This is a genomic window from Nostoc sp. DedSLP04 (assembly GCF_034530775.1).
In the GTDB taxonomy this organism is placed as follows: Bacteria; Cyanobacteriota; Cyanobacteriia; order Cyanobacteriales; family Nostocaceae; genus Nostoc.
On the sequence record NZ_JAVRCL010000012.1, the window covers coordinates 93,130 to 115,763 of the forward strand.

Here is a 22,634-nt window from a genome sequence, read left to right on the forward strand (position 1 = left end):
TAACTCATAACTAATAACATTATTTGCTATCTAAAACACGTTTATTCTGCCATCATCCATAATATATAACGAGCGATCGCCAGGAGAGCGCCAAGTCGGACGGAGTTCCAGGCGCAATGTACCAAAGTTAAGTTTAGAGACAATCGCTTGTAGTGATAAACCTGTTTCGCTCCAAAATATCAAAGATGTATTTGGTTCTGTACCTTCTATTTGTCCTAAGTTTAATTTCTGCCCTGGACTCAAGGATATTGCATCAGTCTCGGAGGGTTTTTGAATTTTGATCGGGTTAGGTGTGCTATTTACAACTTCAACTCGGATGTGTTGCCCAGGTGTAAACTGAATTGGGTGCGACCCACACTTAGAGGCACAAGTTCGAGCTAAAGTAGCATTGGGATTATTGATTGATGCAACTAGAATTGTAGCTGCAACTAAAGCAAATGACAGAGGCTTAAACATAATACACAGTATAAGTACTAAACTGAAATATTACTTCAATTTAGTACTATTAAACCTCAGTATATTTTCCAAAATTACTTTGGTAATTCCCAGTTATTAAATTACTAATTACGAATTATTTTTTATAAGCATCTCCTCTCGCACCAATAGCGTAAATTTCGATGTCTCTCGAATCAATATCAACTGTAAAAATAATTCTGTTTTTACCTATACGTAGTCTGTAAAATCCCTCCCAATCACCTTTCATCTTTTTGATATCTAATTCTGTAAACGGGATAATGCCTTGGTCTTCGACAGCAATAATAATTCGCTTTATTTGCTCCCGAATATTTTCGACATCTTCGGGACTTGCTTTTTCTAAAAATTTAATCGCTTTTTTGCGAAACTTTATTGCCATATCTTACCCAATCGGTCATATCGATTACTTCATCCTCAGGATCATCTGAAGGTATACCAAATTCGGCTTCAAGTTCGCGTTGCTCATCATCACTTATGTAAGGAATAAGAATTTGGCAGAGTCGAAGTCTTTCTTCTTGTAGAACTTCACGCATAGTTTCTTTAATCAATGCTTTTAATTCTTGAATTTCCACTGTAGGTCTTTTTTTTATAGTTATATGTATATATATTACCTAGTCTCAGCTTTTAGTGGCAGGGAACTTATACGAAAAAACAAACTGCAAAAGTTGGAGGATTTCTTTCAAGGTATAAATTTTAGTAGATAGAAGTATTTTTTAAAGGGACATTGAGTTGACTCGATTTAGATGAAAGGGAAAAGGTTAAAAAGCAAAGGAATAATAGTTACTCAGAATTGAACTTGGCTTTTACCTTTCCCTTTCTGCTGTAATGTCTCTTTAACCAAACCGTCCACTGATATAATCTTCAGCTTCTTTGGTTTGAGGAGAACTGAACATTTGGGCTGTCGGATTAAACTCAACTAACTTTCCGCGACGTTTGCCATGCTCGTCAATTTCTGTATTGAAGAAAGCCGTGAAATCTGCGACTCTAGAAGCTTGCTGCATATTGTGTGTCACCATGATGATGGTGTATTGCTCCTTGAGTTCTAAGCAGAGTTCTTCTACTTGGCGACTAGAAATTGGGTCGAGAGCAGAACATGGTTCATCCATCAATAATACATCTGGCTTCATCGCGATCGCACGCGCAATACAAAGTCGTTGCTGTTGTCCGCCAGATAATGCAGTACCCTTCTCTTTGAGTTTATCCTTGACTTCATTCCAGATAGCAGCACGTCTGAGAGAATCTTCCACTAATTCATCGATGTTACCTTTATAACCGTTAGCACGCGGCCCAAAGGAAATATTTTCGTATATTGACTTGGGGAAAGGATTCGGTCTTTGAAAAACCATTCCGACTTGGCGGCGTAATTTTACAGAATTTATCTTAGGATCGTAAATATTGCGATCGCGATAATTCAGTCTACCCTCAACTTTAGCTCCAGGGATTAAATCATTCATCCGATTGAAGCAACGCAGAAGAGTACTTTTACCACATCCTGAAGGCCCAATAAAAGCAATAATTTGTTTATCAGGAATCTTTAAGTAGACATCTAAAAGTGCCAGAAATCCACCGTAATACACCTTCACACCTTCAACATTGAATACACCATTATCTTGGTCAATTGTGGCACTATCTGATTTACTTCTACTATTGCTATAAGTCATTTGGTTGAACTCCAATATCTATGAATCTATCCAAATTAGATATTTAATTACCTAATTTATTGAGAAGCGTTGTCGAATATAAATTGCAACACCATTTAAAGCTAAAATCAAAATTAACAACGCAATAATTGTGGCTGCTGCTGCACTAGCAAAACCCGGTTCGGGACGAGTTATATAACTGTAAATTTGAATGGGTAATGCCATAAATCTCTGAAACAAACCAGGGTTAAAGGTGAGAAAACCCACAGCACCTACAACAATCAGAGAAGCTGCATCACCTATAGCGCGAGATACAGAGATAATCACCCCCGTCAGAATACCGGGAACAGCATAAGGTATGACATGATTACTAATAGTTCGCCATTTTGTGACACCTAATCCATAAGAAGCATTTCTCAGAGAATCTGGAACAGCGCGAATTGCTTCTCTAGCCGTCACAATAATTACTGGTAAAGACAACAAAGATAAAGTCAATGCACCGGAAATCAAAGCAGGGCCAAACCCAAGCAAATAATTGAAAACCCCTAAACCCAGCAATCCATAGACGATAGAAGGTACACCCGCCAGATTACTGATATTAATCTCAATAATCGCTGTCCACCAAGCTTTAGGTGCATACTCTTCTAGATATAAAGCTGCTCCAACACCAATGGGGACAGTAACTAAAATCACAACCAACCCTAAAAGAATACTGCTGATAATTGCAGGGCGGATGCCACCTTGGTCAGGAAAACGAGAAGGAGTTTCCGTGAGAAAGCCGGGTGATAAAAATCTGCCTAATCCGTCTTTCAAAATATCAAAAAGTAGCAACGCTAGGACAAATAAACCAATCAGCAATCCTAACAAAAAAAGTACTTCAAATACTTTCCCTAATGTCTCTCTACTTTCAACATTATCGGTAAATTCTGCCGCAGAATCGAGAGAATCATCTTGTTGATAACTTGTAGCCATATCTATTTAGTCGTATTTTTCTTTAAAGCGATTAGCAATCCAGAAACTCACAATATTCAAAGCAAGGGTAAGTAGAAATAAAACAGCGCCTACAGCATATAATGTTTTGAAATTGAGGCTACCGCGCGGACTATCTCCACCAGAAATTTGTGCCATGTAGGCTGTCATTGTTTCTACTGATTCCGCAAAGTTGACAGTTAGTCTTGGTTGCTGTCCGGCGGCGATGAGGACAGTCATAGTTTCACCCACAGCTCGAGAAATACCCAAAATAATCGAGGCTATGATTCCAGAAAGCGCGGCTGGTAGAACTACTTTAAAAATGGTTTCCAGTTTAGTGATACCTAAAGCATAAGATCCTTCTCGCAAAGAACGCGGAACTGCTCGGATAGCATCTAAGCTGATAGAACCAACGGTAGGAGTAATCATTATCCCCATCATTAATCCCGCACTCAAAGCGTTGAATATTTCCAGAGGGATAACATTTCGCAGTAATGGTGTTAGGAACAACAGGGCAAAGTAACCATATACTACTGTAGGTACTCCTGCCAAAAGTTCCACTGCCGGACGTAAAATAGCTGCTACTTTGGGTTGAGCATACTCACTTAAATAAATCGCAGAAGATAAACCTAAAGGAATAGCAACCGCCATTGCAATAGCTGTAGTTAAAAAAGTGCCATTAATTAAGGGCCAAATGCCAAAATGTTTCTCTGCAAATAGAGGTGTCCATTTAGTATCAAGAAAGAATTTGGCAAAGGAAACTTCTTGGAAAAAACTGAATGTCTCCTGAAAAATAATTACGACAATACCAAAAGTAGTCAAAACCGAAACTAAAGCACAAGCAAATAAAATTACCGCAACAATCTTTTCAGATATATCTTCAGATGGATTTTTATCCAGAGACTGTCTGGATTGTAGATAAAGACCATCTTGAGAATTAGTATTTTGCATAAACAATTAACTTCTCACTAAAATTAAACTACTATGCCTGAGACTTTATTTAAATAAAGTTTGTGATCGGTTCACCTGGTTTTGCTTTTTTAAACTTTGTCCCAGTTTCACCAGTAGCAAATTTTTGTTTGACTTTGAGGTAAGCTTCATCAGGTAATGCTACATAACCTACACTATCTACCCACTTCCAAGAATTTTCTAGATAAAAATCTACAAATTCTTTGACTGCTGGCTTAGTATCTAAAGATTTTTTGCTGACATAGATGAACAGAGGACGAGACAAAGGTGTATAGATATTTTTAATTACATTATCCACCGGAACTGGTTTTTCACACTTTCCAGCAAGACTTTCTACAGCAACTAGATTCAGTTTTTCTTGATTTTGAATGTAGTAAGATATCCCAACATAACCCAGGGCTGTTACATCACCTGACACTCCTTGTACGAGAAGGTTTTGATTTTGAGTGGCAGTGTAGTCTGTACGGCCATTCTTGGCTTTGCCAGTCACAGCTTGAGTCATATAATCGAATGTTCCCGTATCAGAAGATGGAGCATATAGCTTTAGCTTTTCGTTAGGAAACTTGGGATTAACTTGATTCCATGCTAATATTTTGCCGTCTGATTTGCCGCCCCAAATCTTACCCAGTTCCTTAATAGTTAGACATTTGGCAAAATTATTTTTACGGTTGGTAATTACGGCGATGCCATCTAAAGCTACAGGCAACTCGACAAATTCAATATTCTTACTTTTACATTTTTTGATTTCTTCATCTCTAATGGTTCGAGAAGCACCAGCGATATCAATATCGCCATTACAAAATTTACTGAAACCACCACCAGTGCCACTTGAGGCAACGCTAACTTGAGCCTCAGGTTTAACTTTACCGTATTCTTCTGCAACTGCTAAAGAAATCGGAAAGCCTACAGCTGCACCATCAATACTCACTTGACTTTTCAATTCTTGCCCACCGTTACAACCACTGATACTGCTGGCAATAAGCATTAAAGATGTTAGGAAAAAGCTATCCTTAAATCGGCTACGAAAGCTCATAAAATTATTAATTTCAGTAAAATGACTGTAAATTGCTGCTTATGCTTGACTATCTGCAAATAAAAAATGCTGCATTAAAAAATACATATCATGCTTTATTTGCAGCTTGCACTTTGTCAAAAATTGCTCCATCTCCAAAAAACTTTTTCTGAATAATATCCCAGCCACCCAAATCTTGAGATGTGAATAAAGTTTTAATTGGCGGATGTTGTGATGCTACTTCTTGGCTAACGGTGGGATTAACAGGACGATATTGTAATTTAGCAAATTCCCGTTGAGCTTCTGTAGAATAAAGAAAATCAACAAATGCTTGTGCAACTTCTCTTGTACTGTGTTTATCGACGTTTTTATCAACTACCGCCACAGGATTATCAATAGAAATATTGACTTGAGGTACAACATAAGGCAACTTCGTCCCATTTTGTCCTGCCAAAATTACCTCATTTTCGTAGTTAATTAAAACATCTCCCTCACCTTTTTGGAAGAATAAATTGCTAGCCTCACGGGCATCTTTTGTTAGAGTCGGGATATTCTTATAAACTTTGGTGACATAATCTAGCGCTGTGGCTTCATCACCACCTGTTAGACTCACCGAACCCCAGAAAGCCAAGAATTCCCAGATAGCAATACCAGAAGTTTTTGGGTTGGCGGCAATCACTTTCACGCCATCTTTTGCTAAGTCTGCCCAAGTATTGATACCTTTTGGATTGCCTTCACGGGTGACGATCGCAGCAACCGATTTACTAACAATACCATTTCTCGGAGCTTCGGTTTCCCAACCTGATTTAATCAAACCTGCTTGTTGAATTTTGCTGACATCGAGAGGAAGTGCTAAGTGTACTATATCTGCTTCTTGCGAACCGTTAATGACAGCAGCCGCTTGAGCGCCAGAACCTCCATAACTTTGCTCAAATGTGACGTTTTGGTTGTGTTCTTGCTTCCACTTTTCGATAAACTTGGGAATTATTTGGTCATGAGCGGCTTTGGTAACAGAGAAAGATACAAGTTTTAGCTTAACATCATTTTTGCTAGCTGAACTGCTTCCAGAACAAGAGGCAACTGCTATACTCAAAAAAATACTTGTTAAAAACAGACTCACAAAGCTTTGTACACTGCGTCCATTCAACCAACTTTTAATTGCGTGTTGATACCGGAGTTGTATACTCTGCAAAGCTTTGATGACATAAGCCTGCATCCCTTGACTTAGAAATTTACTTAATTGTGTCGATTGCTGCGACTTGCTCATTAGAATCACCCCTAAATCTACGGTATTTCTACACGGATACCGTGATTATGAGAATTATAGGGTATATAGAATAATATTTATCATCTGGATTAATTTTTTTTTACTCAATGAGCAATTAACGATCAAAACTAGTAAATAAATCTGATTTACCAAGGCATTTTAGAAGACAGTTTTTTTGCTGGATAGCAAAACAATCTGATTGCATACATAATATTTGCTAAAAATATGTAATTATTAATACAAAACAATAATGAAGGCTCGATTTTATTTTGACACTTGGGAATTGACTCATATCTCAACTGCGACTCGTTGAATACCAACAAAGTCCACTGAATCGTGCTGTTCTTCCTCAAATTCTAAACAAAGTTCAATCGCTTCTCTAATCCGCTCCATTAACTCATCTAAAGTTTGGGCTTGCGTATGACAACCAGGAAGATTAGGGACGGAAGCAACAAAGTAGCCATCAGCATCTCGTTCGAGAATTACATTAAACTCTCGCTTCATCACTCTTCTTTTCTGAATTTATACTATATTAATTATTCTCTCATTATTGAAAGAGCGATCGCCCCTGTTATGAGAATATACGATCGGGCGATCGCTCACTTGTAAAAATACTCATACAGCTTTTTTGCGACTCTAACCAGTTCTCTAATTGCAAATTAGGTATATTTTCAAAATCTTTGATATTGTTTGTAACCAAAATATCATTACGAGAACGGACAACAGCAGCAATTAGTGCATCTACTTCTCCTGTTGGTCTACTAATTTGCCTCAATTCACTTTGGATTTTACCAAATTGTCTGGCAGCATCTATATCAAATGGCTCAATAGGTAATAGTTCAGTTAGTTGTGCTAGTGTTTATAAATTTTTTTCAACTTGTTTAGAACAGTAAACACCTTTGTAAAGTTCTGAAACTACTATTGTAGATAGATAGCATTGGCTGAAATAGCGATTGAATACAGGTACTACTTTGGAATTACCGTTAAGCAGTGCAATACAAATGTTAGTATCTAAGAGATACATTAGTCTTTATTCTATTTTTCTATTGAATTTATTACCCTTCCTTGGTAAGTATGACGCTGCTGGTTAATTTCAGCAAAGATATCTATCAACTCTGTTTGGTCTTGCCAAACTCCAAATAATTGATTCAATTTTGCTAGTTTCTGTTCATCTGTTAAGTCTAGTTTTGCTAGTACAGGTTCAGTAGCAGGTAGTTCTAGATTAACGATTATTTCTGCCCCATCAGGAATACTGTGAATTTGCTCTAATAATTCAATAGTTTGGCCGCGTTTGATTCCTCTAATTTGCATTATATGCTTACTCCTGTAATCTTTACTATTCAAATTTTAGATATTTTCTCATTACTTAATCTTAACTGATTAACTGATGTAGCGTAGACGCGTAGCTATTGGTCGCCAGACATCGCCCTTGTTGTGAGAATATACGATCAGGGCGATCGGGTTTAAGCACCCACCAACTGAGTCAGGCGTTTCAATATACGTAGCACGTCGTACAATTCATTTCCAGGGTTACGCATCAAAAAACCCTTTGATAAAGCATAACGTGGTGGATTTCCTTTCACTAATTTAACGAAAATAAACTCGCTTCCCGTAGCAATCATACCAAAACTAAGTTTATCATTATCTCGATTTCCTAACAGATAAGCAAGAATTTGTGCGAGTCCTTGTTCGACTGAAAACGAAGCTCTTTTAGACTCAATAATCATTAGCCAAAATTGCTCTTTTAAAACTAAGGTATCTATTCTACCTTTGATAATTACATCTTCATCTGGCACAGCAATATCTATAGATTCTTCTGATTTTACATAATACGGAGCTAGATAAAAATCCCCAATAAAAAGCAATGGGTCTACAACTGCCATTCTGACTACATCTTCTAGTAAAGGTGGGTAATTAATAAGATTAAAATAACCCGTTTTTACCTTATCTAAAAGTTGTTTATCTAAATCATTAATTTCTGGTAAATCTTCTTGCCATTCCCAAAAGAATGAGCCATCCAAAACTAACTCAATACCAAAGTTATCAATTAAATAACGTAAGTCGATGGCCTTTGCTGGGATTGTTTGCGTCATAATATTTTGGAGAGTGAAAAATAGGGCTTACACAAAATACCTCTATAACTCTGATTTCTCCGTGCCCTCCGCGCCTAGAAGAGTTCGTTATTCTATAAAAATTGTTAATTACGAATTACGAATTACGAATTATTTTATCCTACTCATTAGTTGCTGCTTCCAGCCAAACTTCCACTTCATCTGCTAGCAACTTTTGTGCTGCATCCATCATTGAAGTTGCGATATCTTTAAGGTCTTCGCGGTTATTCAAGTAAGTTTTTAAAGCTTCCATTGGGTCGATGCTACTACTCGCACTCAATTCAGGAATTCGGGGTCTAGCTAATTGACTGACTAATTCTGCTTGAATGGTGTAGGTATGAGCGGGACTTAAAGCAGTATGTAGAGAAGAACTGTCAATTAAATCCATCTGTTCGGAGCGGAGTTTGTAAATTAGCCGCACTACAGCATCTTGAATATCATACTTGGCGATCGCTTTCATTAACACCGCTTGCGGATCGTCTGCTTTTGAGACATCTACCTCAATGGTGCGGAAAGTCCGAACTGTCAAAGGACAAAATTCCCACTCAGCGCTTCCCCGCTCTAGTTCTATCATCACATAGCCTTTGTCTTCTTTTTCTTCACTAAAATCTACCCGCTCAATACTCCCTGGATAAATCACCGGCGGGTTGTTAGATTTATTCAGATTTTGGTGGCGGTGGACGTGTCCCAATGCTACATAATCAAAACAAGGTCGCGTCAGCAAAGATAAGGGCAGAGTAAAGCCTTTACCCACCGCCAAAAATCTTTCGGCACCCAAGCTAGCATTGTCAGCCATCAAGTGAGCCAAAAGGATAGTAGGTACATCTGGGTCAAGACGGCGAACTTCCCCTTCTAAAACAACTCGCAGACGTTCCGTTAATAGTTGGTTGACTTCCGCCAAAGATAAACCTTCAGTCTCTTGGCGAGTCATCAAAGTCGAACGAGTCAGCCAAGGCAGGGTGATTACTTGCACTTTGCCATTACAGGTTTCGATACAGTGCGTAGTTAATGTATCACCAACAACAAACCCTGGCACTCCCAAAGTGCGGTAAATATTTAAACTCGCCCCTCCCTGCCCTTGGGAATGTTGGTCGTGGTTGCCAACCAACAGCACTGTCGGAATATTGGCATCCATCAGACGGCGAAACTGGCTAGCAAACGCTTGTTGTACATAAGGCGGTGGTGTAGCATCCGGGAAAGCATCGCCACCAAATATCACCATATCAACGGCATCTGTCAGCGCTCGGTCAATACATATAGATAGAGTATTGACAAAATCCTCCAACCGTGTATTTAATCCCGTTTCTGGATTAATTCGTCCGTGGGAAAAGCCGCTTCCCATGTGGATATCGGAGAGATGGAGGATTTTAATCATATTTGTCCTTTGTTCTTAGTCATTTGTCCTTTGTCTAATACTAATTACAAATGACTAAATGAGTCCTTAACCGTTTGTCCTTTGTCATTTTTGACCAATGACTAATGACTAATGACAAATGACCAATGACTAAATATGAATTCCACATTCTGTTTTATCACTTCCCCGCCAGCGTCCGGCGCGTTCGTCTTCGCCTTCGCCTACTTTGGTGGTGATGGGTTGGTCGCCGATGCTGGGATAACCTTGGTCGTGGAGGGGGTTGTAGATGACTCCATGTTCAGCTACGTAAACCCAACTATCTTGGCGTGTCCAAGTAGCTATGGGATTTACTTTCAGCCGACCTTTATTATCAAATTCAAATATGGGCATATTTGCACGGGTTACTGCTTGGTCACGGCGGCGTCCGGTAATCCAAGCAACGCTGTTGAGTTCGTCTAAACCCCGTAATAATGGTTCAATTTTTGTAATATTGTGGAATTGGGCAATATCCGTGTCCCAAAGTTTGTCGCCGTATTTCGCTTCAAAGGCTTCGCGGGTGTCTACATCTGGAGTTTTGAAAGTTTGCAAATCCAGATTATAGATTTGTTTGGCTTTGGCAACTAATTCTAGGCTTTCAGGGAAGTGGTGCAAAGTGTCGAGAAAGATCACAGGAACGGGATGCTTCAGTTCGCTGTAAAGAATATGGGTAATTATCATGTCATCCACGTTAAAGGCGCTTGTTTGCACCAGCCCCGTTGGGATATTCTCTATAGACCATGCCAGTATGTCTTTGGGTGTGGCAGTTTCAAATTGCTCATTTAATTTTTCTAAGTCAAAAGCGATCGCTTGGTTTCTAGATGCCGTGGAGACTGTCATGATAATCTTCTATTCAAATATTTCTACCTTGATTAATATCGATCTTACTGCATCAAGACGCGTATTCCGCTCGGAGATAAGGTAATTATTTTGGGCGGAAAGTACTACATTTTGAAAATGGAGAATAGGACAAGAAAATAATTACGCTAAATGCTTGTTATAAATTATACAAAAGTATTTGCAATAGTTATTATTAAGAAACTTTACGGTAATTTAAGTTTTGCATTAGTTTTATAGATATTTATACTGATTTTGATATGGTTAAGGAACTATTAATAAAAGGGATTTTACTTAAATGAACAACGCAAAATTCAGCAATCCATTAGGTCAGTCTATAATTATGGGCGCTTTAATGATGTTAACCAGCGTTGGGGTTATTACAATCATGAACTTTTTCTAAGATTTAAGATTTCTCATTTTAGAAATAAGACTTCATATAGTCCCGCTCAAAACTGAGTGGGACTTTTACTTTTTTCATCCAGATCGATCGGTGTGTATTAATTTTCTGCTATCACTTTCGGCAGAAAATAATCCAAAAGCCGTGTTATTACGTAGTTTTGCACTCAGAAAATTTAGAATAGGGATGCGATCGCTATTTCCTTATTTCCTTTACCTTAGTGCCCGACTGGCGCTTTCGCTCCTGCACCGCCTTTACCCAGAAATAGCAACAGAGGTAATGAGCAAAGAAACCCTATCCCTACGACTCGAAAGCAATCTGCGTAAGATAAAACCGCAGCTTGAATATCTACTGTTTGACTCAATAAAGCTAGTGCTTGTTGTTGTGCTGTTGCCGCATCCATACCTTGACCTTGGAGTGCCCCGTTGAGCAAGTCGAGACGCTGACTGGTTTCTGGGTCATAAGGGCTAAGTTTTGCTAACAGCATAGCTCGATGAAAAACCTGTCGTCGGTCAAGCAGAGTAGTAAGTAGGGCAATGCCGATACTGCCACCTAGTTGTCGGGTAAGGTTGTAGAAACCAGAACCAGCAGAAACATCTTGTTTAGGTAGCGGGCCTAAAACTGCCAAACTCAAAGGGAGAAACATAAATACAGTAAAAGCTCCGCGCCATACCAATGGCCAAAATAAATCGTCTGTGCCGCTTTGTGGGGTAATTGCTGCTAGTTGAAACATGACTCCAGATGAGCCGACAGCGCCGATCGCAATTAAAAATCGGGCATCAACTATACTAGTCAGCTTGCCTAATAAAACCATCCCGATCGCAGACGCTAAAGCCCCAGGTGCTAATAATAGTCCTGTTTGTGTAGCCGTAAATTGCAGCACGCTCTGAGCAAATATCGGCACAGCAAACAGTGCGCCATAAAGCCCCATACCCACCACTGCTGAAAGAACGCTTCCCGCAGCTAAAGAACGGTGACGCAAAACTCTCAAATCCACAGCCGGGTGATCTGTTTTCAGTTCTCGCCAAATAAACAACCCCAAGCCGATAATACCGAGGATAGTCAGAGAAACGATGAAACTAGAGGAAAACCAATCGTCTGTTTCCCCTTCTTCTAATACAGTTTGTATGCTACCCACGGCCACGATTAAAAAGCCAATTCCCCACCAATCAACAGCTTGGTTCTTTGTATCGCTCTTATCTTTATTTTTTGGCAAAAACGCCAAAGACATCAGAACTGCAACGATCCCAAAGGGAATGTTGACAAAGAAAATCCAGCGCCAGCCTAAACCATCTACTAAAAATCCTCCTAAGGTTGGGCCAATTGCTGGCCCAGCAATTACACCCACGCCAAAAACTGCTTGGGCCAAACCTTGTTCAGCTGGGGGAAAAGTCTCAAATAAAATCGCTTGGGCTTTCGCTAGCAATCCGCCACCGCATAAACCTTGGAGAATTCGAGCCGCAATCAACATCGGTAGATTGAAGGACAGCCCACATAAAATAGAGGAAATCGTAAAACCAACTAGCGAGAAGATAAAGTAGGTTTTACGCCCAAAGTAATCTCCCAACCATGCAGATAAGGGAATTAAGACGACGTTAGCGATCGCATATCCGCTAACTACCCAACCCACTTCACTGACAGTTGCACCCAAGGTAGCTTGGATATCAGTGAGAGCGACGTTAACAATACTAGTATCAATTACTTCTAATATTGCACCAAGAGAAGCCGTAAATGCGATCGCCCACTTCAATGGCCCGTGGACATAACCAAATTGGTCAAAACTAGAACCTTTAATGTTGATAGCCATTATTTAGCACAAATAATATTTGGGAGATGTCAAGCAATGCCAAAGCTAAAATTAAGTATTGTATATATACGCTACGGTAGCGTATCATATAAAAACGGTCAAGAGAGTTTTTTCTGAAAAGTGGCAGAAATACCTATGCTAAAGATGGATGGTCATTGCTGCTGTTTTAGTGCGTGAGAATTGGGTTATAAAGCTTATTTGTTTCCCAGAAGCGATGTTCTATGCCCAACAGTGGAGTAAATGACCAAAAAGATATTGCTTGGGGATGATATTTTTATGAGTAAGCAAATCAACAGCACCTCTGGACGCCCACGCAGCATCCACGCCGACCAAGCGATTCTGCAAGCAACTTTGGATCTGCTTGCAGAGGTAGGATATGAAAGCATGAGTATAGAAGCGATCGCTTCTCGTGCTGGAGTTGGTAAAACAACCATCTATCGGCGTTATACTTCCAAAGAAGAACTAGTTGCAGACGCGATCGAAAGTCTCAGAGATGATTTAGCGATCCCCGATACCGGCAGCTTTTGGGGAGACATGGATATCCTGATTAAGAATGCCGCCAAAAAAATAGATAGTCCCCTTGGTCGTCAGACACTTGCACTGATTGTTAGTACAGCCTCTAGCAATCCTCAGTTTGCCGAGGTTTACTGGACAAAATATACAAAACTCAGACGTGAAGCCTTTTCTAAAATACTTAAACGTGCCAAGTCCAGAGGCGAAATTCACAATAATGCAGACGTAGACCTAATTATCGACCTTGTGAGCGGGTCACTATATTATGCACTGATCTTCAAACCCACAGCCGAGCCAGTGGAAGCATACATGCGCCGCACCATCAATCTTCTGCTCAAAGGTATTGGGAATTGGACATAGGGTAGGGTGTTGACTTTGGGTGTCTTGAGATGATATTTCTTCATACAAGATAGACACCTAAAAATATCGTGCCGTAAATTTTTATCTCGTGAAAGTTATTAAATAGAGTTTACAAAATATATAATATACTGTACTTAAGTATGTAATTTTCTGCTTAATCATCCATAAGCATAAGGTATCCATCGTAATGGCTAAACAGTCGGGTAAGTTAATTAGTCGCTTGATTGGGATTGGTAGTATTGCTCTTTCGACTGGCGCACTTGTTTTTACTGTAAATGTTTTTAATGGCAATACTCAGCAATCTAGTCAGGTTGAGCAACCTGTAAACGATACTGTTACTACAGTCAGTGAAAATAGCACGGCGATTAATGCTAGTACAAGTGGTAATAATAGCCCAGGAAAAGTAGAAGCTCCAAACAGTAACATTGTGGGGCGCGATGATAACCGCACTATAAACAATGTGCGTGAGCGACAAGTTAACACTACAAATTATACTGAGAATCGCAATAATAACAAGATAAATGGACGACAAATTAACACTGAAACTTATAATGAAAACTGTCCTAGTGCAAAACTGGATAGAGGTTCTTTGTGTACGAATAATGGCAGTGTGACGAATAATTTCTAACTATAAGGTAAAGATAGGAGTAGCAAAAATGAAAAAAAAGGGAAGTATGATTTTTACTTTTTCATCACTACTCCTATTTTCTCTGACTGGTATCGCCTATGCACAGCAAAGAAGTATTAATTGTCCTAAAAGTAATTTAGCTTATGGTGCTGTTTGTACGAATGAAGGAGGAGTAATAATTAACAATCAGAATGGAGGAACTATAAATATCCTCCAAGATACTCCATCTTCATCGTCATCAAGAGGTTCGATTAAAAATACGCAAGACCCTTTTGTGGTAGATAGATCACCAATAAGAAAGGAATCATTGATTTCAGATGAAAAACTACCGCGTTCATATCCAACTTTTGAAAATTTAACGATAGAAAGGTAATAAATAGAAAGGGAAAAAATGTTCAAAAGTGCATTGATTTTTTCTTTGATTCCTAGCTTAGTAAGCTTTACGCATCCATTTTTTGATAAATATCAAATACTGTCTCCTAATTTCAATAACAAAAATTCTCTCGCAACGTTAGGTAAAATCGTTTCTCAAATAAAAACTACAAAGGAAAATAATCCTAAACTTCTTGAGGTGGAAGGATTTGTGTTTGAACTGATAGGATGTAAACCAGGTGGATATAATGTAACTAACTGTGAATTAGCAGTAGAGAACAAACTGGAAAAAAGAAGACTTCAGATTGTAGTGGGTAAAACAAGAATAATAGATGATACAGGTAATGAACTAGTTGCCTCTCAAGCTAGTTTTGGATCTAAAAAGGGTAGGTATGGTATAATAAATGACATGTCAACAAATGTACCTATAAAAGCTAGTGTTACTTTTAGTGGACTTATAGGAGAAAATATAAATTTATTAGATATCTCTTGTTACAGCCACGGAAGTGGCCATTTTAATGCTGAGTTTAAGAAAAAATAGCATTATTATATATACCTTTTAAACTGTGTCGTTATCCTTTCAATTCATGTACACGCTGCCACTCTTGTTGTGTCACCTTATAGTTTGTACAGTTGGACTGACGAACTACCATCAAAGTCTTTAGCACAGAATCAAGCTTGAGGTCTTCGCGTAGCAGGGGCTTTTCTGCCAACTTGCTGGGAAAGCGAATTCTTGGCGCAAGGTTTAATACTAACGCGACTGGTATCAATACAATAGCCAATCTCAGGGGGGTTAGTGATAATCTTGGGGGACTCGATAATCTCTGCAATCGCATAAATCCCCGCCTTATCCTCAGATTTCCAAATCAGTACTCTATCACCAGAAGCCATGTCTTTGGCGTAGCGCGTTGTCAGTCAAGCATCTGCTCAAAGTTTCTAATGCTGTCTATAATACGGTAATATTTGGGGTTGCCTTGAAACATGTATGAGGAGATGAGGGAGCAAGGGAAGCAGGGGGAGAAGAACTGTTATTGATTGATCTATGCCCAATGCCCAATTTCCCAATTCCAACTTGTTGCAAAAATAACTTTTCATCATCGGTCATAAATGAGATGATGGATAAATTAGAGAAAAAGGTGAACAATTGTTATTTTTCTCCTTCCACTTCTGGTTGCAGAATCGCATCACAGTATTGAATGAGAGTTGTCAAGCGATCGCTAATCGTTTGAAGTCTCGTTTGTACAGTAGATGCTTGCCGCGCTCCTTGCAAAAACATCACATCTATTTCCAACAGGCGCAATTGCTTGCTCATCTCCGTTTGATAAGACTGCACTCGCCAGTTTTCATCAGCCAAAGGCACAATCTGTTGCCCGAAAAATTGCTGCAACGTGGCTACACGCTGCCGCAGTTCTGGCGCAGCGATTTGGGTAGTTGTGGCATCGGAGCGTAATTGCTCTAACAAAGTTACGAATGCCAGATATTTCTCACGGTTTAAAGACATCCAGTGCTAGTTAAGATAGTATTAATGTCAAGTAATTTTTCTTCTACAATAAACTTTCTTAAAGACTTATCAGCACTAAAAGCCTCAAATCGTAATTTGGGGCTTTATTTGCCATCAATGGATTTTCTTTAACGATCCTTGAAATTCAAACTGGATGACTACCACTGGCAATTGGAGAATCGTCCTTACACTGCTTTTTCCAACCCGTCTTTGGGCAACAGCATCTTTATCAGGGCGATGCTGCTAGTTTTATTTATCATTCACTTATCTACCGATCCATTCAAACCCAAATTGTATGAGCAGTATAGCGATAAATTCATCAGTTGACCTTGCCATTCCCGAATGGTTAAAAAAATGTTTGAAGGAGTCATCGACAACTAGCGGCGCAGCAGAAGATGACCGAAGACATAATGATGCGGTCTTAATTGGTCGGGCATTTGAATTTGCTTACCAACTGCATGAAGGTCAATACCGCAAATCGGGAGAACCATACATTGCTCATCCCATTGCTGTGGCTGAATTGCTGCGTGACTTGGGAGGCAGTGCTGCTATGATAGCAGCTGGATTTCTCCATGATGTCGTTGAAGATACAGAAGTTACAAGTCAAGAAATAGAAGAACGCTTTGGCCAAGAAGTGCGGCAATTGGTTGAAGGTGTCACCAAGCTTTCTAAAATCAATTTCACCAGCAAAACCGAAAGCCAAGCCGAAAACTTCCGGCGGATGTTTTTGGCAATGGCGCAAGATATTCGGGTAATTGTGGTGAAATTGGCAGATCGTTTGCATAATATGCGAACTTTACAATATATGTCAGAGGCCAGCCGCTGCCGCAGTGCCCAGGAAACGCGAGATATATTCGCACCTTTAGCCAATCGCTTGGGGATTTGGCGAATTAAATGGGAACTGGAAGATTTGGCTTTTAAGTATTTGGAACCGGAAGCTTACCGCCAAATGCAAGAGCATGTTTCTGAAAAACGCACGGCGCGAGAAGAGAAGTTGGTTAGAGCTACGAATATGTTGCAAGAGCGTTTGCAGCAAGCCGGAATCCACTTTCAGGAGATTAGCGGTCGCCCCAAGCACCTTTATAGCATTTATCAAAAAATGCACCGCCAGCAAAAGGAATTTCATGAAATTTACGATTTGGCAGCGCTGCGAATAATTGTTCAAACCAATGAAGAATGCTATCGGGCGTTGGCGGTGGTTCATGATGCTTTTCGCCCAATTCCTGGGAGATTTAAAGACTACATTGGACTGCCAAAGCCTAACCGTTACCAGTCGTTGCATACTGGGGTGATTGGATTAACTGGCCGTCCTTTAGAGGTGCAAATTCGGACAATCGAAATGCATCATATCGCCGAGTATGGGATTGCCGCTCATTGGAAGTATAAAGAAACAGGTGGTTCTAGCATTAGCCATTTGACAGCGACAGATGACAAGTTTACTTGGCTGCGGCAACTGCTGGAATGGCAAACCGATCTCAAGGATGCCCAAGAATATCTTGATAGCGTCAAAGATAATCTATTTGAAGATGATGTCTATGTCTTCACCCCTAAGGGGGATGTTGTGCCTTTAAGTCCCGGTGCTACCACTGTAGATTTTGCTTATCGCATTCATACAGAAGTCGGAAACCACTGTTCAGGGGCGCGGGTGAATGGGCGAATGGTGCCACTGTCAACGCGGCTGCACAATGGCGATATTGTAGAAGTTCTCACCCAAAAGAACTGCCATCCGAGTTTAGATTGGTTGAACTTTGTCAGAACTTCGGCAGCGAAATATCGGATAAAACAATGGTACAAGCGATCGCGCCGGGAAGAAAATGTTGCCCGTGGACGGGAATTGTTAGAAAAGGAACTGGGTAAAACTGGTTTTGATAGTTTGCTGAAGTCGGATGCGATGCAGATTGTCGCCGAAAAGTGTAACTACCACAGCGTAGAAGATTTACTCGCCGGTTTAGGTTACGGAGAGATTACCTTGAACCTAGTACTAAATCGCTGGCGAGAAGTAGCCAAGGGACAACAACCAGTTGCCACTGTGTCGCCATTTATCCCCAAAGAACCAGCGACATCAAAAGCTTTGCGAGATGCACCTGCAACTACCTCACGTTCCACTGATTCGCCAATTTTTGGGGTGGAAGGTTTGGTATATTATTTAGCTGGGTGTTGTACCCCGATTCCTGGCGAACCAATTATTGGTGTGGTAACGCGAGGTAGGGGGATTTCAATTCATCGCCAAGGCTGCCATAATCTGGAGACTGTGGAATATGAACGCTTAGTACCAGTTAGGTGGAACCCAGCCGCCGAAAATAGTGGTCGTCCGCACACGTACCCCGTAGATGTTCAAATTGAAGCCCTTGACCGTGTAGGGGTGCTAAAGGATATTTTGTCACGGTTAAGCGATCAAGGGATCAATGTCCGTCATGCCCAGGTGAAAACCTCTACTGGTCAACCAGCATTGATCGACTTAGGAATAGATATACGCGATCGCCCCCAGCTAGAGCAAGTGTTTGTCCAAATTAAGAAAATGAGCGACATTTTGAATATCCGCCGCGTCGGTCAAATTGACGAGTAGATGCGCCAGTTAGGTGCGTTAACGGAGTGTAACGCACCAGTTTAAGTTGCGATTTCACTTTCAAATTTCGCTGAAATAGTCAGCCGTGGTTATAGGTGAGCGCTTCTAATGGCAAAATTACAGTAAATGTAGATCCTTTTCCTAGCTGTGAATCTACTTTAATTTCACCATCCATTAACTGAACGAATCGAGAGACTATTGCTAAACCTAATCCTGTACCATCAGAATTTTGCACTTGGGGAGCAGTTACTTCCCGAAAATAGGGATTGAAGATTTGTGCTTGAGCATCTAAAGAAATACCAATACCACTATCAGTAATGGAGATAGCCCACTGCTGTTGAGATACCGTCCAACACTCCAAATGAATTGAACCAGATTCTGTGTAGCGAATTGCGTTACTGAGCAGATTTATTAGAATTTGCTGAAGCCGAAGCGGATCTGTGATAATTTGACTTGGGGCGCGATCGCATTCAACAACCAAGGATAATTCTTTAGTACGCGCTAATGGCTCAATCATCTCTAAAACAAAGTTGATTAAACTACGTACATCGGTTAAAGTAGGCTGCAATTTCATCTGTCCGGCATCATAGCGCGAAATTTCCAGAGTATCGTTAATTAACCGCACAAGAAGTCTACCACTCTTAAGAACTCGCTCGATACTTTCAAGATTTGCATAGGTGTCTTTGAGTTCTGATTGCTGACGCTGCTGGCGCAGAAATAAGTCTGCGTAACCGATGATTGAAGTCAGGGGCGTTTTCAGTTCATGAGCCAGATGAGAGAGACTATCTTTATTAGCGCGAACCAAACGAGTTAGTTCTTGATTAGTCAACCGTAACTGACTTTGGAGTTGTTTAAGCTCTTGTAATCGTCCTTGAGTATAACTATTAAAGCATCGCGCGATCGCTTCATCAATTACTGTATCAATCAGGCGAACAGCCCTTAGCACCTCTTGTGCAGATCCCTGTAATAAATCTTCTTCTAAAAAGGAAAAAATCACAAACCTGAGTAAACGATACTCTCGCGCAATTTCCTCTGGTTCAAATCCCTGTTGGGCGCGGAGTGTACCGTGTTCTAAACTTGCATCTACTACTGTCTGCAAATCGCTCGTTGCAGATTCAGAAAGTACTGTTGCTAATGCTGTCAAAACGCGGGGTAAGCTATCCCGTACAGCTTTGAAAGTAAGTTCATTAGTAGCTTCAATTTGTTCATCTTGGTAAACTGCTTCTACCCATCGATCGAGAATGGCATCACTTTTTGCAATTAGAGTCTGACTAAAATCCATCTTTTGCTCAACCCAACACAGCGAAGCCTCTTCCACTAGAGGTAGATTAGTACGTTTTATGTCAGTTCGCACCTGACAGAAGATAGAGGTTAGTGAAAAGACAGGTTCTTATTGAACTAATAACTTCAGCTTATTTCACCATAAATGCAAGAGCGATTTTAATACTAAAAGTTTCTCTTATCGATGTAGCATATACCCCAGTAATGATGGATGATTAATATTGATTAATTTGTCTATTTTTTCCAAATTTTATGCAACAGTTATTTCCTGGAGAGGTATTCGCCAACACTGCGGATTTTGACACTGGTATTCGCCAACTGTTACCGCGATACGATGAGATGTTAGAGGTAATTACCCGTTGTTTAACTTCTACAAGTCGGCGTATTTTAGAATTAGGTAGTGGTACAGGCGAACTTAGTCTCAAGATACTCAACCGCTTTCCAGATTCCCAAATAATTGCCCTAGATTACTCACCGAGAATGTTGCAATTTGCTCAAGATAAAATCACAGCAGCTGGATATCAACAACGCTGGACTGGTATACAAGCAGATTTTGGCGACTGGGCAAATAATCCAGAGAACTTGGATATTGGTAGCGAATTTGATGCTTGTGTCTCATCTTTGGCAATTCACCATCTCCAAGATGAGATGAAGTTGAAATTATTTGAGCGAATTGCTGCTAGCCTCACTCAAGACGGCTGTTTTTGGAATGCAGATCCTACCTTACCAGAATCACCAGCCTTAGCAGAAGTTTACAAAGCGGCACGAGAGGAATGGGCAATTGAACAGGGAATTAATTTGACAGAGATTCGCGCTAAACGTGCCACCAGCAGTTCTCAAGGTTACTCCAGTCAAGACCAGCTAGCTAGCTTAGATGCTCATTTACAAATGTTGAGCAAAGCTGGATTTAAGGCAGTTGCAGTACCTTGGAAATATTATGGTCTAGCGGTATTTGGTGGCTGTTTGTGAAAATTTTAAGTTTTGGATGCCTAGATTTGAGATTCCCCTGTCTCCAATAGGCATTTATAGAATTAACAACTTGATAGTAACAAAACAGCAATAAATAATATTATTTCTGTTGATAAGAACTAATATATAAACTCAATAGGCCTGTAAAGGAAGTCTTGCTAACTTACACAAGGGTTTTGACTGAAACTTGCGTTAATTAAGCTGGCTTGGTGTTTTTATACAATATTTCCACATCATAAGTAGCCGTGAGGATACTATCAATCCTCTACAGACCTATCCAAAAATACAGAGTAGAAAATTTTCTTCAAACAAGAAACCAGGAACACGCGATTTAGATTCGTTTTTCTGCTCCTTTCTCCAGTGGAGTTAAAGCCACTGTTTGCCATCACTTAGTTTCAAAAGGAGAATATCTTGGATGGCTCGAAATAAAAAGAAATCAGTCGGTTTCAAGCATGAGCAATCACCATACTCTAGATGCCCTATTTGTTGTATTATCCCACCCCATATACTAAAAAATGTCGTGGTCAATGGTAATCCCCAGCAACGTACTTGGGCATTTCATACATTAAATATTTCGGCACAATTTCAGGGACGGAGAAACGTCGTAGGTAATATCTCATTCGCGCCTTCTCCTGGTGAGAAACGCCGTACCATCTACGATGCCAAAAATGGGCAGCAACTTCCTGGTACGCTGGTGCGTGCTGAGGGCGATCCTCCCAGCAGCGATCCAGCAGTGAATGAAGCCTATGATGCTGCTGGTGCGACTTATGACTTGTTTAATGAGATGTTCGATCGCAATTCCATTGATGATAAAGGACTACGTTTAGACTCAAGTGTGCATTATGGTGTCAAATATGACAATGCCTTTTGGAACGGCGACCAAATGGTTTATGGTGATGGCGATGGAGAACTATTTCAACGCTTCACGAAATCAATTGATGTGATTGGGCATGAGTTAACTCACGGTATAACCCAGTACGAAGCAGGTTTACAGTATTATGGCGAACCTGGGGCACTGAATGAGTCATTTTCTGATGTCTTTGGTTCCTTGGTTAAACAAAAGACTAAAAATCAGACTGCACAAGAGGCAGATTGGCTGATTGGTGAAGGTCTTTTAGTACCGACTGTCAAAGGTGTTGCCCTCCGCTCTATGAAAACACCTGGAACAGCATACGATGACTCTGTAATGGGTAAAGATCCTCAACCAGCCCATGTGAAAGATAAATATACTGGTACTGAAGATAATGCTGGGGTACATATCAACTCAGGAATCCCTAACTATGCCTTTTATCTAGCGGCTGTTGAGATTGGTGGCTATGCCTGGGAAAAAGCTGGCAAAATATGGTATGTAGCTTTACGCGATCGCTTGCGTGCCAAAGCAGATTTTAAAAAAGCTGCCAGCGTCACCATTCAAGTTGCTGGCGAACTCTACGGTAATGACAGTAATGAGCAAAAAGCTGTGCGAAATGCTTGGCAAAAAGTAGGAGTTATTTAAAGTCAGGAGTGAGGAGTTAGGAGTTAGGAGTTTTTTCTTAACTTCTAACTCCTAACTCTTAACTTCTAACTTT

General features: G+C 40.2%; 24 protein-coding genes and 1 pseudogene. 7 read left to right on the plus strand and 18 right to left on the minus strand.

What is annotated here, in order from left to right; all coding sequences use genetic code 11:
* Nucleotides 1-30 precede the first annotated feature (30 nt).
* The 15 genes and pseudogenes from RMX89_RS09800 to RMX89_RS09870 form a co-directional block, all read right to left on the minus strand.
* The gene (locus tag RMX89_RS09800) at nucleotides 31-456 is read right to left on the minus strand and encodes a hypothetical protein (RefSeq protein WP_322673587.1); all 426 of its coding nucleotides are present in this window, start codon (nucleotides 454-456) and stop codon (nucleotides 31-33) included.
* A gap of 115 nt (nucleotides 457-571) precedes the next feature.
* Nucleotides 572-853, minus strand: coding sequence for a type II toxin-antitoxin system RelE family toxin (locus tag RMX89_RS09805; protein ID WP_322688791.1), 282 nt, complete (start codon nucleotides 851-853; stop codon nucleotides 572-574).
* Nucleotides 822-1,046, minus strand: a complete 225-nt coding sequence (locus RMX89_RS09810) for a hypothetical protein (RefSeq protein WP_322683526.1) — start codon at nucleotides 1,044-1,046, stop codon at nucleotides 822-824. Before RMX89_RS09810 ends, RMX89_RS09805 begins: the two co-directional genes overlap by 32 nt.
* A gap of 261 nt (nucleotides 1,047-1,307) precedes the next feature.
* On the minus strand, nucleotides 1,308-2,135 hold the full coding sequence (pstB, locus tag RMX89_RS09815) for a phosphate ABC transporter ATP-binding protein PstB (RefSeq protein WP_322688792.1): 828 nt from the start codon (nucleotides 2,133-2,135) through the stop codon (nucleotides 1,308-1,310).
* A gap of 51 nt (nucleotides 2,136-2,186) precedes the next feature.
* Nucleotides 2,187-3,086, minus strand: coding sequence for a phosphate ABC transporter permease PstA (gene pstA, locus RMX89_RS09820; RefSeq protein ID WP_322673591.1), 900 nt, complete (start codon nucleotides 3,084-3,086; stop codon nucleotides 2,187-2,189).
* Nucleotides 3,087-3,092: 6 nt separating this feature from the next.
* Nucleotides 3,093-4,034 carry a phosphate ABC transporter permease subunit PstC gene (gene pstC / locus RMX89_RS09825; protein WP_322688793.1) on the minus strand — a complete coding sequence of 314 codons (942 nt, stop codon included), beginning with the start codon at nucleotides 4,032-4,034 and terminating at the stop codon, nucleotides 3,093-3,095.
* 49 nt (nucleotides 4,035-4,083) lie between these two features.
* Nucleotides 4,084-5,085, minus strand: a complete 1,002-nt coding sequence (locus tag RMX89_RS09830; protein ID WP_322688794.1) for a PstS family phosphate ABC transporter substrate-binding protein — start codon at nucleotides 5,083-5,085, stop codon at nucleotides 4,084-4,086.
* A gap of 88 nt (nucleotides 5,086-5,173) precedes the next feature.
* A complete protein-coding gene (locus tag RMX89_RS09835) occupies nucleotides 5,174-6,331 on the minus strand; it encodes a sulfate ABC transporter substrate-binding protein (RefSeq protein WP_322688795.1) in 1,158 nt (385 codons plus the stop codon).
* A 288-nt stretch (nucleotides 6,332-6,619) separates the two neighbouring features.
* A complete protein-coding gene (locus RMX89_RS09840; RefSeq protein ID WP_322688796.1) occupies nucleotides 6,620-6,835 on the minus strand; it encodes a type II toxin-antitoxin system HicB family antitoxin in 216 nt (71 codons plus the stop codon).
* Nucleotides 6,836-6,902: 67 nt separating this feature from the next.
* Nucleotides 6,903-7,355 (minus strand): annotated as a pseudogene (locus RMX89_RS09845) (type II toxin-antitoxin system VapC family toxin).
* Between the two features lie 11 nt (nucleotides 7,356-7,366).
* Complete coding sequence (locus RMX89_RS09850) at nucleotides 7,367-7,642, minus strand: hypothetical protein (RefSeq protein ID WP_322688797.1); 276 nt, start codon at nucleotides 7,640-7,642, stop codon at nucleotides 7,367-7,369.
* Nucleotides 7,643-7,794: 152 nt separating this feature from the next.
* Nucleotides 7,795-8,424 (minus strand): restriction endonuclease subunit R, encoded by a 630-nt coding sequence (locus RMX89_RS09855; RefSeq protein WP_322688798.1) that lies wholly within the window; start codon nucleotides 8,422-8,424, stop codon nucleotides 7,795-7,797.
* A gap of 139 nt (nucleotides 8,425-8,563) precedes the next feature.
* On the minus strand, nucleotides 8,564-9,817 hold the full coding sequence (locus RMX89_RS09860; RefSeq protein WP_322688799.1) for an exonuclease SbcCD subunit D: 1,254 nt from the start codon (nucleotides 9,815-9,817) through the stop codon (nucleotides 8,564-8,566).
* A 129-nt stretch (nucleotides 9,818-9,946) separates the two neighbouring features.
* Nucleotides 9,947-10,672: a phosphoadenosine phosphosulfate reductase gene (gene cysH / locus RMX89_RS09865; RefSeq protein ID WP_322673599.1), complete on the minus strand. Its 726-nt coding sequence runs from the start codon at nucleotides 10,670-10,672 to the stop codon at nucleotides 9,947-9,949.
* Nucleotides 10,673-11,286: 614 nt separating this feature from the next.
* The gene (locus tag RMX89_RS09870) at nucleotides 11,287-12,876 is read right to left on the minus strand and encodes a DHA2 family efflux MFS transporter permease subunit (RefSeq protein WP_322688800.1); all 1,590 of its coding nucleotides are present in this window, start codon (nucleotides 12,874-12,876) and stop codon (nucleotides 11,287-11,289) included.
* A 276-nt stretch (nucleotides 12,877-13,152) separates the two neighbouring features.
* Here RMX89_RS09870 and RMX89_RS09875 point away from each other — a divergent pair, with 276 nt between their 5' ends.
* The 4 genes from RMX89_RS09875 (at nucleotide 13,153) to RMX89_RS09890 (ending at nucleotide 15,290) form a co-directional block, all read left to right on the plus strand.
* Nucleotides 13,153-13,749: a TetR/AcrR family transcriptional regulator gene (locus tag RMX89_RS09875; RefSeq protein ID WP_322688801.1), complete on the plus strand. Its 597-nt coding sequence runs from the start codon at nucleotides 13,153-13,155 to the stop codon at nucleotides 13,747-13,749.
* 187 nt (nucleotides 13,750-13,936) lie between these two features.
* The gene (locus tag RMX89_RS09880) at nucleotides 13,937-14,377 is read left to right on the plus strand and encodes a hypothetical protein (RefSeq protein ID WP_322688802.1); all 441 of its coding nucleotides are present in this window, start codon (nucleotides 13,937-13,939) and stop codon (nucleotides 14,375-14,377) included.
* A gap of 28 nt (nucleotides 14,378-14,405) precedes the next feature.
* A complete protein-coding gene (locus RMX89_RS09885; RefSeq protein ID WP_322688803.1) occupies nucleotides 14,406-14,750 on the plus strand; it encodes a hypothetical protein in 345 nt (114 codons plus the stop codon).
* Nucleotides 14,751-14,768: 18 nt separating this feature from the next.
* A complete protein-coding gene (locus RMX89_RS09890) occupies nucleotides 14,769-15,290 on the plus strand; it encodes a hypothetical protein (RefSeq protein WP_322688804.1) in 522 nt (173 codons plus the stop codon).
* Between the two features lie 131 nt (nucleotides 15,291-15,421).
* Here the strand turns inward: RMX89_RS09890 and RMX89_RS09895 are convergent, their stop codons facing one another.
* Together RMX89_RS09895 and patD are read right to left on the minus strand one after the other, a co-directional pair.
* Nucleotides 15,422-15,640 (minus strand): hypothetical protein, encoded by a 219-nt coding sequence (locus RMX89_RS09895; protein ID WP_322688805.1) that lies wholly within the window; start codon nucleotides 15,638-15,640, stop codon nucleotides 15,422-15,424.
* A 256-nt stretch (nucleotides 15,641-15,896) separates the two neighbouring features.
* Nucleotides 15,897-16,250: a heterocyst frequency control protein PatD gene (gene patD / locus RMX89_RS09900; RefSeq protein ID WP_322688806.1), complete on the minus strand. Its 354-nt coding sequence runs from the start codon at nucleotides 16,248-16,250 to the stop codon at nucleotides 15,897-15,899.
* 295 nt (nucleotides 16,251-16,545) lie between these two features.
* On the opposite strand from patD, the gene RMX89_RS09905 reads away from it, so the two are divergent.
* Entirely contained in the window at nucleotides 16,546-18,816 is a 2,271-nt protein-coding gene (locus RMX89_RS09905) for a bifunctional (p)ppGpp synthetase/guanosine-3',5'-bis(diphosphate) 3'-pyrophosphohydrolase (protein WP_322688807.1), read from the plus strand.
* 79 nt (nucleotides 18,817-18,895) lie between these two features.
* On the opposite strand, the gene RMX89_RS09910 is transcribed toward RMX89_RS09905, so the two are convergent.
* Nucleotides 18,896-20,098: a HAMP domain-containing sensor histidine kinase gene (locus RMX89_RS09910; RefSeq protein WP_322673604.1), complete on the minus strand. Its 1,203-nt coding sequence runs from the start codon at nucleotides 20,096-20,098 to the stop codon at nucleotides 18,896-18,898.
* Between the two features lie 251 nt (nucleotides 20,099-20,349).
* Between RMX89_RS09910 and RMX89_RS09915 the strand changes: the two genes are divergently transcribed.
* Together RMX89_RS09915 and RMX89_RS09920 are read left to right on the plus strand one after the other, a co-directional pair.
* Nucleotides 20,350-21,066, plus strand: a complete 717-nt coding sequence (locus RMX89_RS09915) for a class I SAM-dependent methyltransferase (RefSeq protein WP_322673605.1) — start codon at nucleotides 20,350-20,352, stop codon at nucleotides 21,064-21,066.
* Between the two features lie 415 nt (nucleotides 21,067-21,481).
* Nucleotides 21,482-22,561 (plus strand): M4 family metallopeptidase, encoded by a 1,080-nt coding sequence (locus RMX89_RS09920; protein WP_322683539.1) that lies wholly within the window; start codon nucleotides 21,482-21,484, stop codon nucleotides 22,559-22,561.
* The last annotated feature ends 73 nt before the right edge of the window (nucleotides 22,562-22,634 follow it).

Bases quoted from the DNA above. Each gene is read 5' to 3' on its own strand.
- RMX89_RS09855 (WP_322688798.1), bottom strand. From the start codon at position 8,424: ATGACGCAAACAATCCCAGCAAAGGCCATCGACTTACGTTATTTAATT.
- RMX89_RS09800 (WP_322673587.1), bottom strand. From the start codon at position 456: ATGTTTAAGCCTCTGTCATTTGCTTTAGTTGCAGCTACAATTCTAGTT.
- pstC (WP_322688793.1), bottom strand. From the start codon at position 4,034: ATGCAAAATACTAATTCTCAAGATGGTCTTTATCTACAATCCAGACAG.
- RMX89_RS09890 (WP_322688804.1), top strand. From the start codon at position 14,769: ATGTTCAAAAGTGCATTGATTTTTTCTTTGATTCCTAGCTTAGTAAGC.
- RMX89_RS09805 (WP_322688791.1), bottom strand. From the start codon at position 853: ATGGCAATAAAGTTTCGCAAAAAAGCGATTAAATTTTTAGAAAAAGCA.
- RMX89_RS09835 (WP_322688795.1), bottom strand. From the start codon at position 6,331: ATGAGCAAGTCGCAGCAATCGACACAATTAAGTAAATTTCTAAGTCAA.
- cysH (WP_322673599.1), bottom strand. From the start codon at position 10,672: ATGACAGTCTCCACGGCATCTAGAAACCAAGCGATCGCTTTTGACTTA.
- RMX89_RS09910 (WP_322673604.1), bottom strand. From the start codon at position 20,098: ATGGATTTTAGTCAGACTCTAATTGCAAAAAGTGATGCCATTCTCGAT.
- RMX89_RS09875 (WP_322688801.1), top strand. From the start codon at position 13,153: ATGAGTAAGCAAATCAACAGCACCTCTGGACGCCCACGCAGCATCCAC.
- RMX89_RS09840 (WP_322688796.1), bottom strand. From the start codon at position 6,835: ATGAAGCGAGAGTTTAATGTAATTCTCGAACGAGATGCTGATGGCTAC.
- patD (WP_322688806.1), bottom strand. From the start codon at position 16,250: ATGTCTTTAAACCGTGAGAAATATCTGGCATTCGTAACTTTGTTAGAG.
- RMX89_RS09830 (WP_322688794.1), bottom strand. From the start codon at position 5,085: ATGAGCTTTCGTAGCCGATTTAAGGATAGCTTTTTCCTAACATCTTTA.
- RMX89_RS09905 (WP_322688807.1), top strand. From the start codon at position 16,546: ATGAGCAGTATAGCGATAAATTCATCAGTTGACCTTGCCATTCCCGAA.
- RMX89_RS09870 (WP_322688800.1), bottom strand. From the start codon at position 12,876: ATGGCTATCAACATTAAAGGTTCTAGTTTTGACCAATTTGGTTATGTC.
- RMX89_RS09920 (WP_322683539.1), top strand. From the start codon at position 21,482: ATGGCTCGAAATAAAAAGAAATCAGTCGGTTTCAAGCATGAGCAATCA.
- RMX89_RS09895 (WP_322688805.1), bottom strand. From the start codon at position 15,640: ATGGCTTCTGGTGATAGAGTACTGATTTGGAAATCTGAGGATAAGGCG.
- RMX89_RS09915 (WP_322673605.1), top strand. From the start codon at position 20,350: ATGCAACAGTTATTTCCTGGAGAGGTATTCGCCAACACTGCGGATTTT.
- pstB (WP_322688792.1), bottom strand. From the start codon at position 2,135: ATGACTTATAGCAATAGTAGAAGTAAATCAGATAGTGCCACAATTGAC.
- RMX89_RS09885 (WP_322688803.1), top strand. From the start codon at position 14,406: ATGAAAAAAAAGGGAAGTATGATTTTTACTTTTTCATCACTACTCCTA.
- RMX89_RS09850 (WP_322688797.1), bottom strand. From the start codon at position 7,642: ATGCAAATTAGAGGAATCAAACGCGGCCAAACTATTGAATTATTAGAG.
- pstA (WP_322673591.1), bottom strand. From the start codon at position 3,086: ATGGCTACAAGTTATCAACAAGATGATTCTCTCGATTCTGCGGCAGAA.
- RMX89_RS09880 (WP_322688802.1), top strand. From the start codon at position 13,937: ATGGCTAAACAGTCGGGTAAGTTAATTAGTCGCTTGATTGGGATTGGT.
- RMX89_RS09860 (WP_322688799.1), bottom strand. From the start codon at position 9,817: ATGATTAAAATCCTCCATCTCTCCGATATCCACATGGGAAGCGGCTTT.